Source organism: Bilophila sp. (assembly GCF_057864385.1).
On record NZ_DBMAFI010000074.1, the window covers coordinates 1 to 14,289 of the forward strand.

Genomic DNA, 14,289 nt, shown 5'->3' on the forward strand with positions numbered 1-14,289 from the left:
CTGGCGGGCTCCATGACTGGGGGATTTTATTGGTTATCCCTTTTGAATTTCAAGAGATAAAGCATCAACCGTTTTCTATGACACAGCCAATTTTATTAAAAAATACATTGTTACAGTATGTTTTAAAAATTTCAAAGGCTCGTTATAGTATGTAGTTGTTTCATCTCCACAGCACGGTGAACATATGGCCTTTTCTCCAGCTTTCCCCTTGGTGGAGTTCATGGCTGAGGCATTTGGCTGGTTATCCTTTTGGAATTTCAAGGGAAAAAGCATCAGCCATTTTCTATGGCACAGCCTTGGAAAAGGTGGGAGGGTGATTAAAAAATATGTGTATTCAATAGGTTATTTACATAAAACGGCCACATCCTGCGGCAAGGCCCTTATGGGTTTTCCCTACGGCAGCGTCCTGACCACGACCTTCTGCATAGCCGCCCGTCCGAGGTTGTCCACAACACGCAGCATCTGCACCCCGTCGCCGGGATGCCAGACCAGCGGCTCGCCGGGCACGCCGCGCCCGATGAACCGATCCTTCACGAACCAAAACACGGCGCTGGCGTCCGCATCCGTGCCCGCAACGAGCGCGATGCCGCTCCGCTCCGGATCGGACAGCCGCCGCTGATATATGACTCCGTCCTTTGGGGTGATGATCCGGGGAGGGCGCCCGGCCTGTACGCCGGTTTCCGGGCCGCACTCCGGGCTGAAAGGCGGTGGCGGCGGCTTCACCACGCCCGCCCGCAGGAACAGCGCCTGCAAATCGGAAGGCCAGAATTCCCATACGCGTTCTTCCGTACGTCCCGGAACCGGACGGCAGGCGCGCAGCCCGGTTTCCGCATCAATGAGGATGGTGCGGAATACGCCCGATGAGCGCGTGGGGGAACGTCCGGGAATATACCACGTTTCGGTGGTGTCCCCGCACAGGGAGACATCGAGATCCCCGGTCGCCGTACATACGGTTTCGCGGGTAATGTTCAAGCCTTCCTGTTGGGCGGGAACAAGATCGCTGAACGGCCCCGTGTCGGAAGCCAGCGCCTGCGCGATGTCCGCAAACAAAGGAGCCGCCACATCGCCGCCCACAAGCAGCGGGTTCGGCGTATTGTCAAAATTCCCCACCCAGACCACCAGCACGTAGGGGCCGGCCACGCCCGCCGTCCATGCGTCGCGGAACCCGTTGGAAGTTCCGGTCTTGAAGCGCAGCGGGACGGGCCCTTGTTTCGACCTGACGAAATGGGCGTCATCCTCCAACATGCGCAGGGTCACGATGGCGGCTTCGGGCGACAGCAAAGGCACGGCGGAACCGGCCGGTTCCCCTTCATAGAGACGGGGGCGCCGCCACACGCCCTTGTTCGCCAGCATGGCATACAGGCCGCCAAGCTCACGCATGGAAACCTCCGCGCCGCCAAGCACGAGGCTGAGGCCGTAATGATCCGCGCTGAACGGAAGCTCCACCCCGGCGCGCAGCAGAAAACCGTAAAAATCCGGACGGAGCTGCGAGGCCAACAGGATCGCGGGCAGGTTGCGGCTGGCGCGCAGAGCTTCATGGGCTGGCAAGGGGCCGTGGAACACCCGGTCGAAATTCTCCGGGTCATAGCCGCCAAAACTGCGCGGCGAATCGGGAAGCAGCGTTTGCGGATGGATCAGCCCTTGATCCAGCGCCATGCCGTAAATGAAGGGCTTGAGCGTCGAGCCGGGCGAACGCCGGGCGCGGGTTCCGTCCACCTGCCCGGATATGGCGGCGTCAGAAAAACCGGCCGACCCCACGAGCCCCCGGATCTCCATGCTCGGCCAATGGATGAGCAGCGCCGCCGCATTGTTCAGGCCATAACGCCTTCCCCGTGCCGCGAATCCGGCAACGGCCCTCTCCATAAGCCGCTGCAACCCGCTGTCGATACAGGTGCGCACAGGCTCCCCGCCCCGCGACAACGGAAGCGTCTCGCTCGAAACGTGCGGAGCCCCGAACGGCAGCCGGGCCGGGCCATATACCCTGAGCGGCGGCAGCGCCCTCCCCAAGCCGGAACCCGACGCACCAAAAGAAGAAGCCAATCCCGGCCCACCGCCCGGATCGTCTTCGGCATCGGCAATCATCCACATCCGGGCGCGGGCGGCCTCGAAATCCGGGCCATTCAGCGGAGAACGCCTGATCGGATTCTGCGGCACGACGGCAAGGGCAAGGCTTTCAGTCCGGGTAAGGCGTCCGGGGGTGGTGCGGAAATAAATACGCGCCGCCGCGCCCACACCTTCAATGTTCCCGCCGTAAGGCGCAAGGTTGAAATACGCCTCAAGGATTTCCCCCTTGCCATAATGGTATTCATATTGAAGGGCACGGGCCATCTGCACGAACTTGCCCGAAAGCGTGGCTGTGGACAGGCCGAGCCGGAGCCGGGCCACCTGCATGGTGATTGTGGAGCCGCCCATACGCCGCGCTCCGCCGAGCATCCCCGCCGAAGCCCTGAGCAGGGACAGCGGATTGACGCCGGGGTGCCGGTAAAAATGCCGATCCTCATAAAGCAACACCGCCCGCACCATTTCGGGCGCGACCTCGTTCAGCCGGATGCGGACACGGTATTTCTCATATTCGGAAAGGCCCAGCCTGAGCAGGTTCCCATCCCGATCCAGCACCAGCGGCGAAAACGGCACGCCGTCCAGAAGCGGCGGCTTGGGGCTCAGGACAAGCCAGCCCCAAAACGCCACAATCGGCAGCAGCGCCAACACAAGGGCGAGAACGGCGGTTTTGCGCACATGAAATCCTTTGTGAGGCGCCTCCGGCGGCAAAGGGTCACTCCTTGGCCCTGTTTTTGGGAATCGCCCTACGTGCGGTGCCCGTAAAGTTTACGAGCCAGCCTAGCGGCCATGGCTTTGCCGCACCCCCGATTTGTCACCCGGCACCCTATCAACCATAATACAGTAGCTTAATATATAAAAATCGCCATATCCATAATGCCGTATCAAGCATCCCCAGCGACAGCGCCGCCCGGAATGCCGGATACCGCCCCCGACCGCTGCGCCGCCGGTTCCGCCGGGGTACGGGGGGCGGCTCGCCCACCGGGCGGGGTCAAGGGGCAGCGGGCCCCTTACCGCCAGAGGCTTCCTCAACCGTCACCTATACCGAGGACTCGTTTGGCAACGGGCCCCTGCCGCCGGAAGCGCCCTACTCGACGACCATGACCCCGCCCGCCGAATGCGCCTGAAGGCTGCGGTTGTACATCGCTTCGGCCTGCACGGGCGGAAGCGTGTACACGCCCTTGTTCACGGCGCGGATCTTGTAAGTGAATACGGAAGGCTCCACAGACAGATCCGAAAACACAACCATCCGATCCTCGCGGCGATCAACGGACTTGTAACCCGGTGCACCGTTTGGGTTTTGGCCCTTGACGTCAGAATTGAGCACCATTTCAAACCCGCCGGGCAACAGATCCGCAATAACCGCATCGGAAACGCCCCCTCCATGCGAACGTGCGGAAATGGACACCGTCACCACATCGCCCTGCTTCACCGCCGTCACGGGCCGCCCCTCGGCATCAAGGTATTCACGCGACACCTCAAGCCCCTGCGCCAAGGCTTCGGACGGCGGCTTACGGTCGAAACCCTGCGCCGAAACTTCCCAGTACAGGGGCTGGGAACCCGCGGGCATATCCAGCGCATACGCCGCACATCCCGGCGCGGAAAGCGTCAACATGCCTCCCAGATCCGCGGGCACGGGTTCCACGGGCTCGAACCCCGGCTGCATGGACGTGCAGCGCAAAGAGACGCCGGAAGGCATGCCCGCCGCGTCCCCCATGTCGAACAGGGCGCGGACGCCAAGGGATGCGGAAAGGGTCACATACCGCCCGCCATTCAGCACATCAAGCAGTTCCTGAGCCATTTCAGTGCGCTGCGTATCCAGCATATCAGGGAAGTGCCGGGCCAGAACCGACGCCCGCAGCGCCTGAACGCCCAACGCATCGAGATAGCCGCGAGCCTGAAAATCGGGGCCCGGAGCTTGGTAAAGCGCAACCAGATGACGCGCGTCGTCGTTCATGCGCATGATCGCGCAGCTTCCCGCCAACAGGGTGGAGGCCACGTCCTTCCGCCACTCAGGAAACCTGTCCTCAAGCTGCGAAACGAGCTGCTCCATCGCTTGCGTCGTGATGCGGCCTTCGCGGGTCAACACCCACAGCCCATAGGCTTGGGCGCGGCCTTCTTCCAGCGAATCCGGCACCCGATCCAGCGCATTCTCAAGCGCTCCGAAGACCTCGGCCAGCAAACCACCGGGCAGGGCTACCCCGGACTCCCGCATGGTCAGCAGGAAATCGGCGGCATAGGCCGTGACCAGCACGTCGGGCTCCCCGCCGGGCCAGAGGGACACGCCTCGCCAGCTCAGCGCCGACTGGATGCCCTGCACGGCCTCGTCCATGCGTTTCCGGGCGAGCTTGTGCGCCTCGTCCGGCGTCCTGCCCGCATCGGCAAGCAGTTCGGGCCGATCCATGAGCAGCGCGTAAGGCATGGCCCGACTGATGCGCTGTTCCGCACAAGTATACGGATAGGCGTCGAGATAGCGGATCAGCCCACACAGTGCGGGTAAGGGCAGCGCCGAAACAGACGCGGACCCCTTGGCTTCGTAGGGGTACAGCTCGCGCCCCGTCTTCAGAACCGTGGAGACGGAGGCCGACCCGACGCTTAAACTTTCGCGCAGGGGCGAAGCCGGGCGCACGGACAGCGTGGCGGAGCGGACAGTCCGGTTTCCGGCGGCATCGGCGACGGCAAAGCGCAGTTCCCCATTGCCGGGCACATCCCCGACCTTGACGCGGAACGGAACCACCTTTTCAGAACCCGCGCCTACGGCTATTTCGGCGGGCGGCGGGGAAACCACGCGGAGGGCCTCGTCAGGCGACAACGCCAGCGTAAAGGAAACGGGCTGTCCCGTATTATTGGCGACGGCAAGCGCGGCTTCGAATTCGTCACCAGGTGAAGCCAGAACCGGAAGCTGCGGCGTCAGAACCACCGGGCCGCGCACCGTGGCGTCGGTTTCGGCACGGCCCGCCGTATCCGGCGACGCCGCCACCGCCATGATGCGGACGCGGCCGTTGTAATAGCCGGGAACGGGGATGGTGACGGATGTTTCCGCCCCCACGTCCACGATGCCTGACCACCAGCTCAAAGGCGGTTCGGCCTTGCGCTTGAAAGGATTGTGGAGCCGCCCGCCGGACAAGGCCATATCGCCGCCGAAGGCCGGGATGCGGATCTGTCCGTGATCGGGCATGAGCAGATCGAACATCTGCCGCGTCTCCACTTCCAGCGCCCGATCGTTGAGCAGATAGCGCAGGGGATCGGGCGTTGCGAAGGCGGTGAGCTGAAGCACACCCTCATCCACGGCGAAAATCAACGCCTTCCCCGGATGGCGGGCGGACAGGGATACCGAGAGCGCGCCGCCGGGCAGCACCTGTTCCGGGGCCTTGAGGCTGAGCCCCATATCCCGCCGCGCCACATTCACGGTGAGCGGGGCCACCGCGTAACTGTGCGGCTGCATGAACACGTCGGGCGAGGACAGGGAACGGGCCAGCGACACGTTGACATAGGCGCGGCCCTCGAAATCCTTGGGAACCGCGATTTCCTGCACGCTGTTCCCGGCGCGGACACGGAACCAGCGGGAGGCCGCAACGCTGTCGTGCTCCAGCGTGATCAGGCCCATGCCGTCGTACGGCGAAGACAGGAACAACCGGATGGATTCGCCGGGCGCATAGTCCGCCTTGTCGATATGCAGGCGCAGGCTGCCGGAGGGCAATTCGTCCCGTCCGGCGAGGCGCAGGTCGTCGTTCCCCGCCACCGTGAAGGGCACGAGGGCCATGATCTGCCCGGAGGCGTTCCGCACGCTGAGCAGGAATTCGCCGGGCCTGTCCGTGGGCACATGCCACGCCAGGTTGCCGGACGCGTCGAAAGACAGCTTTGAGGAAGCGATTTCCCGGTCGACCGGGGTTTCATCGTAACGGTAACGCCCGTCTTTGTCCGTGACGAGGCTGGTCACGTACCGCCGCTCCGCCACGGAGAACGTCAGCACGCCGGGATCGGCGCGGCCGAGATCCGGGCCGAGCGCCACAAATTCCAGCGTGGATTCGCTGCCCTTGGGGATGAAGCCGAGATTGCCCCCGGCCCCGGTGGGACGGTAACCGAGCACAGCCTGAAGCGGGGAAACGAGGAAATCGCGCACGGCCGTCACGGAACGCCCGCCGCCCGGCTCAAAGCCTTCGACAAGAAGGCGGCAATGGAGGGTTCCGCCGCGCAGCCTTTCCAGCGGCAGCGGCAGCACGGCGCGGCCCTGCGCGTCGGTGCGGGTCTCGCCGAGATCCAGCGTCAGGGCCGACCCCCGATAGGGCATGGCATCGTGAAACGTGAAATCCTCATAGCCGGGGAAAGACAGCGATGCGGGCCGCACCGAAAGCTGACCGCGCAGGCGGCGATCCACGGCGGGCAGGCCATACAGGTTCTTGAGGGCCGCGTCCGCCGAGGCATGAGATGCGTTGAGCCAGCCCTTGCCGGGAGCGGGGCTGACCGTTGCGGACAGGCTCATGGTGTCGGGCTGGAATTCCTCCACCCGCACGGCCCCGGAACCGAGCACGACCGCAAAGCCGTCGGCATTGGGCGTCTGCACGTCGAGGCGATAGCGGCCCGTGGGCGCGCCTTCGGGGACGGCCCAGCTCAGCTCGGCAAGGCCATCGGCCCCGACGACGAATTGCCGCCGCAGGATCGTCCGTTCCGAGGGATCGGACAGTTCCGCGAAGAAGGGCATGTCGGACGGCAACGCCTTCCAGTCGCCCCGGCGCATAAGCATGCCGAAACGCAGCGTTTCTCCGGGCCGGAAGATGCCGCGCTCGCTGAACACATAGGCGTTGATGCCGTCGGCGCTGCTGGCCTGCCCCTGCGTGGGGAAGCGCGAATAGTCCACGACGCGGGAATAATCGTCGAGCGGCAGCCATGCCGTATCCTCGTCCGCGCCGCGCTTCACCGAAACGGTCACGGCGACGGGCCGCTTTTCGCGGTTCAGGCCGGATACGGAGGGCAAGGCCGCCCTGCCCCCGGCGTCGGTCACGGCTTCGGCCACGGGCAGGCCGTTGGTTCCGAGGATATGCACCGCTGCGCCGGATATGGGGTTGCCCTCCGACAGCGAGCACACGAAGACGTCGCGGCTTCCATCGGCGTTCTTCTTCACAATCATCCCAAGATCCGTCACCAGCAGGAAACGGCTGGCGGAGGCGACTTCCCTGCCGCCGTCCATGCCCGCCAGTTCAATGCGCATGAGCCCGCGCCCATCCTTGAACAAAGGGGCCACGTCGAGCACCGTAAACTGCGGCATGCCCGGATCGGTGCGCTTGAGCGCGATGACGCCTTCCTGTACGTCGCTGAGGGCGTCGAACGGGATGTCCGCATTGGCAAACGGCTGCGGCTGCGTGGCAAGGAAGCCGAGGTAGGGCTTGAGGACGCGCGAAGCCCTCCAGCGGATGGCGGTCAGGCCGCTGGAGTGGAGATCCAGCTTGCGCTCGCCGCCGAGGGCAAGCACGTTGCCGGGCTGGAGGAAATCAAGTTCCGGATGGAACGGCGCGGCATGGAAGACTTCCCGCCACGGCCGAGCCAGAGGAAAGGCGGGGCTTGGCCCGAACCCTTGGGCAAGGCTCAGGAAAAGGTAGCTGCCAGACGGTACGGACACCTTGAAGCGCAACGTGCCCGCAGGCTGGTCGGCGGGCTGGAGCGGCTCGATCTCCACGGGCTTGGCACGGTTGAGGACTGCTTCGTCAATGACCGGGGCCTTGTTCCACGGGGTGGGCTCTACGGCCCCTTCCTCAAGCGCGCGGGGCAACTGGAGGGCGGTGAGCGCCTTGGCAAAGGCGTCGGGCCGCACAAGCAGGCTCGTCTCGACGGTAAGATGGTACTCCCCGGCAAGCGAGGCGTCGCGGGACGTATCAAGTGAGGCGCTCTTGATGCGGAACAGGGAGGAGGTTCCCGGAACCGTCACCTGCTGGCGGGCCTCCGCCTTGCCCTTGGGAACCTTCCAGTGCGTGCCGTCGCGCCGGACTTCCGCAGCCACGCCGGGCAGCGAGAGCGTCACCGCAGCGGACGTCTTGGCAAGGCTCAAAATCCGCGACTTGATGAGGCACGTCCCGTTTTCTCCCCAGACGAACTCAGGCTTGGCAAGCATAAGGCCCTTGCCGGAAACCTTCAGCGCGGCGTCACGCTGCACCGTCCGGCGATCCGGCGGCGTGGTGAACTTTACATCAAACGAAACGGCCCGCTCGCCGTTCAGGTCGGGATCAATCCACAGCCTGCCTTCCACCTTGAGCGCGGCAAGCGGCGGCGTGGAAAAGGAAAGGCTTGGCGAAGCCAGCTTCATGCGCGACGGCAACGGCACCTTCGCCAGAGAAAGCGTATAGGCCGTGGATTCCGGCCACGGGTTCTTCGGGCGGAACTCCATCGTATCCCCGCCCGCCCACCGCCATTCGCCGGGAATGTCGGGCGAAAGCCGGACGCCGGAGACAGCCGCGCCATCCTGCCCCGGAGCGGCGGCGCACCGTACCCCCCAGTCATCGCCGTAAGCTTTCTTACACACAGCTTCGTCAGGCGCGAAGGACACCCGCAATGGCTCCCCGCCCTCAAGGGGCGCGGCCACGACAGCCCGGACAAAGGCCGGAGCCTGATCCGATGCGGCCCAAACGGGCACGGATACGCAGCACAGCAGCAAAAAAAGAATCAGGGCAATACGGTGGCGCATAGCATTCCCCTACGTAGTTTTTTGTGATCATAGAGAAAGTTGGCCAACCAGACAAGGATTTCCGCCGTCCCTCCCCTTCCCGGAGAACCCTGCCCCTCGAAATCCCGCATGTACCCAAACCTTGCCAACACACTTCACGCCTTGGCTCGAACTTTTTGGGTTGTGCCATAGGAAATGGCTGATGCCTTGTTTTAAGGCTGTGCCATAGGAAACGGTTCTTGTTTCTTGAAATCCCAACGGAATGCACAAGAAAAAGCCTCAGCCATGAAACCCGCCAGCGAAAAGACTGGAGAAAACAGAAAATTGGAGAAAAAGGCCGTATTCCCAGCATATTGTGGAGATGAAACAGCCACATCCCCATGACAGGGCCACTTTTTCCAGCCCACAATGCGGAAAGGCGAGGAGCCCCCCCGCCTTCTCCCGCTCCATACCCTATCCTTGAAAGATGCCCCAAAGCCACGGACAGGGTTCAATACGTTCAAAAACCTTTGGAGAGAGGGGTGGGAGGAATCTTTCATCAGAGAAGCCCTCCCCATGCTTTCTGCCGCCTTCCCCAGCCCGCTACGCCTTTTTCGCCATGACGTTGCGCCCGGCGATCATGCCGAACACGCAGCAGTCGAGAATGGCGCAGCCGCCGAGACGCATGGCCCCGTGGACGCCAGAGGCAGCCTCGCCCGCCGCGTAAAGGCCGGGAATGGGCTCGTCGTCGAGCACCCCCACCACTTCAGCCTTGGGCGTGATGAGCGCCCCCGCAAGGCTGTAGGTCAGGTTCGGCTTCACCATCACCGCATAATACGGCGGCTTGTCCACCCTGTTGTTCTTGGTCTTGGAGAAGTCAGCCCTGAAAACCGTATCTTCGCCCTTCTCCGCCATCGCGTTGTATTCCTCAACGGTCGCCTTGAGCGCGTCCAGCGGGATCTTGTAATGTTCCGCCAAAGCTTCAAGGCTGTCATGCTTGGTCACATAGCCCGCACCGGCGTTCTTTTCCATGCGGTGCTTGTTCTCCACCAGTTCATAGGCATCGCCGTCAAGGATGGACAAGGGCATCCGCCGCCCGTTGGAGGCCAATACCTCGCTCGCGGCGTGGAAGACAGCCACACGATCCGCGCTTTCGCTCACGAACCGCCTGCCCGTGGCGGGATCGATCATCATGCCCAGTGGCTGCTCATCCGTACACGGGAAGGCCGGGCGGTACAGCGTGCCGTTGATCATGCGGGCCCCGGCCGCGGCTAGCATACGATACCCGGAGGCCGTCGCGCCGGGATGCTCGGTCGTGAACGCGCCCTCGAACTGCGGCAGTTCCTGCGACCGGAAGGCGCGATCCGCCTCAAAGCCGCCCGTACAGCAGATTACGCCCCGTTTCGCCCGGTAACGCACGGGCTTTCCACCCTTGTTCTCAAGATCGTCCGATTCGAGCTGCGTATTAAAATGGTAATCCGTACGCGCCGCAACACCTTCTACCCGTCCGCCGCGACTGAACAGCAGCCGGTCGGCCTTGCAGCACAGGATGATCCGGCCGCCCATCTTGAGGTAGCTTTCGCGCAGGGGGGCCAGCAGGCCCGTCGCGCCGTTGTAGTCGGGCTGAAGCAGGCGCCTGGCGGTCATACCGCCGGGCATCATCACGGTATCCTTGAATTTCGCACCGTGCTTGACGATAAAATCGAATGCCTCGACACCGTTGTCCACAAGGGTTTTCGTCAGCTCGGCATGGCAGAAGCCTTTCCCGGCCTTGAGCAGATCCTTGAGCATGGCATCAGGGGAATCTTCAATGCCTTTCGCCTTTTGGAGCGGGCTGCCGGGCACGGAGATGGTTCCGTTGCTGATGGCCGTGGAACCGCCGATCATGCCCATTTTTTCGAGCAGAACCACGCGCTTGGCCCCGCTCTCAAGCGCCGACAGGCCCGCCACGAACGCGGCAAGGCCGCTGCCGATGACGATGACGTCGAAGGTCTCTGTCCAGCCGGCCTCCTTGATTTTCCGGGGCTTGGCGAGGGCCGGAGCCGCCGCAAGGCCGCACAGGGCCGCTGCGCCCGCCTGGATAAAAGCTCTGCGTGTTTTCATAATGACCTCCGAACAGCATTTTCCAACGCTCTAGAAAGAATAACCACGGGTGTCAACAGAAAGCGCGCGTCCGAAAGCGGCCTTGCCGGGCGCGCCGGAGCGCATTCGAGCCCCCCCAAGGGCAACGGCACGCTCCGGGCATCAAAAGATGTTCCGCCGCACCGCCCCGTACATGCCTGACGGCGGCATAGGCCGCGAGGCATAGCCGCGCAGGATGGGCCGCACTCCCATACGTGCCGGACGACTGTGGGAACGGGGCAGGTCTTTACAAACGCCCTGACACTATCCCATACGTACCGGACGTTGGGGACTCCCTCTCTGCGGCAGAGGGGAAGCATCTGTGCCGTCCCTCACATGCCGGAATACGGTATGCTGCAAGAAAAGGGGGGGCCATCCGGCCAGCACCGTCCCGCATATGCCGGAAAGCGGAACGGGCAAGCAGCCCAATGCTTCCGACAGCCAGTACCGCCCCACATGCCGGACAGCCAGCACTTTTGACAAAGGCCCTGTCATGGCATTTGATTGATGCCATTTTAGGCCGTGTCGTCATTTTATACGTAACTATTTTTAATTATTAAAAATATTTTTACGACTTAAAAAGCAGTTAAATAGTTTCAACAGATTATATCTGATTGACGACACGACCTAGGCGTATTGATTTCGTTGTCTTTGAAGGCAGTTGCGGCGGGCCCAACGCCGGAAAACGCTTTCTTCAGCATCCATCAGATGGAGGATCAACATTTTGCTATGGCAGAACCTTGACCAAAAGAGAGCCGGGTTTCGACATTTCCGGCATTCCGCAGTAGAACCGCTCCCGGCGGCACTCCCAAAGCCAAAGAGGAACCCTCTGGCCGGGCGCAAATCAGATACGTGGGCTATTTTCCGTTGCCCCCGGTGGGGAGTTTAGACCCTGATCGGGCACCCACCCTCAAGGATCCTGAGTTGTTTTGAATTTCAGTGCGGCAGTCCTGCACGGGCGGGGGCCCGCAGCCATGCCGTTCCCACTGCCAGTCTGGAACAGCGCCCTCCGTGGCGGCAGGGGGCCCGCATCCCCTATATGGAACGGCCCTAGGCCGTGCCTTCAATCAGATATAATCTATTGAAATTATTTAACTGCTTTTCAAGTTACAAAAAAATTGTTCTTAATAATTTCAAATAGTTACATGAAAAATAATGATACACCCTAGTGACTGAACAGGGAAGTCCCGACAAGGAAGGCCAGCATCACCCAAATAGAAGGCCCCCAAGAATACAGGGCCATGACTTCGCAATTCAGGGCCTGCATCATCCGTATGGAGCGGCCCCTGCCAGAACCCAACCTCGCCAAGGAACGACCGATGCGCAAACTGATCTTCTGCCTCTGCTGCCTGCTCTGGGCCATCCCTGCCCGTGCCGACGATCTCGAATTGGATCTCGAATGCCTCCAAGAAGCCTACCCCGGATTCATCACGGGCACGGAAACCGACGGTAATGGGCTGGTGTGGTTCCTCACCAAGAGCGGCGGACGCCTCCTCTATGATGACGGGAAAAGGAAAAGCCACGCGGAACTGCTGGAAAACGCGGACATTGAGGATGCCATGCGCCAGCCTTACCCGCTGGAGCCTGAGCGCCCGGATCTTGCGCCCGATGAGGAGCCGGGGCGCATCCGCTGTTATCCGCTGCTCAAGGCTTTGTACGGGGCGGATCAGCGCTCCGTGGAACGGGGGATCGTCCGTACCCTGTTCGGCGGCAAGATCAAGGTGTGCCTTGCCGCCCCCGCCGCCGAAGCGTTCCGGCGCATCGACGCGGCGTGGAGACTCCGGCCGACCGATCCCGATCTGGACAGCTATTTTTCGCCCATCTACGGCTACTTCTGGCGCGCCATCGCCAAAACGAACCGTTTAAGCCCGCACAGTTTCGGGATCGCGGTGGATCTCAATCCCGACAAGGGCCCGTATTGGCAATGGAGCAAACTCCGCCCGCACCCCCTGCAAAAGGCCTATCCCTCCGCCATCATTTCGCTCTTTGAGGACAATGGGTTCATCTGGGGCGGAAAGTGGGAGCATTTCGACCTCATGCACTTCGAGTACCGCCCTGAATTGATCATCAAGGCGAAGAAACTACGGGCAAAGGCGAACGGAGGGAAATCCGAAGGCGCATCGTAACACGGCGGCGCAAACGGCGGCCCTGTACTGCCCATGCCTGAGGCATGGAAAAAACCGCTGCCACGAAAGCGGGCGTTTACTTTTCTTTTGGCTATCTCATAGGAAACGGTTGGTGTTTTCCCCAGATGGAGGCTTCCGGTTTGTGCTGGGCACACATGCCTTCAATCCCGCCGTCCACAAGGCGAGCGAAAAGCCTTCCGTTTGCGTGGGTTCGCAGGTACACGGCGTTCAAACTCAAGTATGCGAAGCAGGCTTTCCGTTTCATGGGGTACGGGAGCGGCCTTTTCAAACCCCTTGCCGCATTCCTTATTCAGGGGACGGCAAGGGTTATTTTCCATTCCCCCGCAAATGCCAATCCGCTCCTTATCCAAGCAGTTCGTTATCTATTCCTTTAAAAATAAGGCTGTGCCATAGAAAATGGTTGACGCCTTATTTCTCAAAAATGCCAAAGGAATGACCAATAAAATGCCCCAACCATCAAGCCCATCAACGGAAAAATGAGAGAGAGTGTGTCTCTCTCACGTATTCAACCAATACGACTAATACGAACAATTTTTATTTAATTTATTATAATTATAGAAAAATTCCTGAACCCAACTCCGACAGGGTTTACTGGCTTTTCACTTCAGTTCATTATCCGTTTTTTTATCCATTTTTCTCCAGTCGCCTTTCATTTCCCCAAAAATATACAGTAGCTATCGAGAACAAAAATTTTTCCGAAAAAATTTCACTTTTTTCTGATGTGTTCCTTTTTGTTCTCCGTACAGAACTTCCTCTAGCCATGTGCCCCACATGGTCGGCAGGAGCTTTTTTCATATGCAGCCACGTCCTTCTTTCTCCGGTTCCAGACGTCCTCCCACGCATACATGCGCCTCCACTGGCCGCGCCGTACTCCGGACAGACTCCGGAAGCCTCCCCCGGTGCTGCCCTTGCAGTTATGCGTGATGCCAATTCGTCAACTCGCCTCAAGAGGACATTCCATTGAGGAAATAACGCCAAGCCCCAAAAAACAAGGCTGTGCCCTAGAAAATGGTTGATGCTTTATTTCTTGAAATTCCAAAGGAATAACCAGAAAAACGCCTCAGCTATGGATTCAGCCAAAGGGAAAACTGGAGAAAAAGACTGTCTTTTCAACCTGCTGTGGAGATAAACAACTACACACTATGACAGAGCCAAAAACAAAAAAGCCGTCGAACGGCAACTCAACGGCTTCTTGCAGAACTAAGTTATTACGCACATGCGGGAAACGCCGCTGAATGACCGAAAGGAAGCCGGAAATCCGTGTCGTTCAGTGGGAGAAATCCTGAAAGGCATGGGCGCGACGTTCCGTAGGGAAAGCGTCTTCAGTGC

6 protein-coding genes are annotated in these 14,289 nt (G+C 61.0%); 2 read left to right on the forward strand and 4 right to left on the reverse strand.

The window, feature by feature from the left end:
• Window positions 1-393 precede the first annotated feature (393 nt).
• The 4 genes from pbpC to ACZM8Y_RS15640 form a co-directional block, all read right to left on the reverse strand.
• A complete protein-coding gene (gene pbpC, locus ACZM8Y_RS15625; RefSeq protein ID WP_482333554.1) occupies window positions 394-2,736 on the reverse strand; it encodes a penicillin-binding protein 1C in 2,343 nt (780 codons plus the stop codon).
• Between the two features lie 409 nt (window positions 2,737-3,145).
• Window positions 3,146-8,734 carry an alpha-2-macroglobulin family protein gene (locus tag ACZM8Y_RS15630; RefSeq protein ID WP_482333556.1) on the reverse strand — a complete coding sequence of 1,863 codons (5,589 nt, stop codon included), beginning with the start codon at window positions 8,732-8,734 and terminating at the stop codon, window positions 3,146-3,148.
• A 191-nt stretch (window positions 8,735-8,925) separates the two neighbouring features.
• The gene (locus ACZM8Y_RS15635) at window positions 8,926-9,087 is read right to left on the reverse strand and encodes a hypothetical protein (protein WP_487480178.1); all 162 of its coding nucleotides are present in this window, start codon (window positions 9,085-9,087) and stop codon (window positions 8,926-8,928) included.
• Between the two features lie 208 nt (window positions 9,088-9,295).
• On the reverse strand, window positions 9,296-10,795 hold the full coding sequence (locus ACZM8Y_RS15640; RefSeq protein WP_482333558.1) for an FAD-dependent oxidoreductase: 1,500 nt from the start codon (window positions 10,793-10,795) through the stop codon (window positions 9,296-9,298).
• A gap of 1,259 nt (window positions 10,796-12,054) precedes the next feature.
• Between ACZM8Y_RS15640 and ACZM8Y_RS15645 the strand changes: the two genes are divergently transcribed.
• On the forward strand, window positions 12,055-12,939 hold the full coding sequence (locus ACZM8Y_RS15645; protein ID WP_479859537.1) for a M15 family metallopeptidase: 885 nt from the start codon (window positions 12,055-12,057) through the stop codon (window positions 12,937-12,939).
• 112 nt (window positions 12,940-13,051) lie between these two features.
• Window positions 13,052-13,396 carry a hypothetical protein gene (locus ACZM8Y_RS15650; protein ID WP_483971903.1) on the forward strand — a complete coding sequence of 115 codons (345 nt, stop codon included), beginning with the start codon at window positions 13,052-13,054 and terminating at the stop codon, window positions 13,394-13,396.
• The last annotated feature ends 893 nt before the right edge of the window (window positions 13,397-14,289 follow it).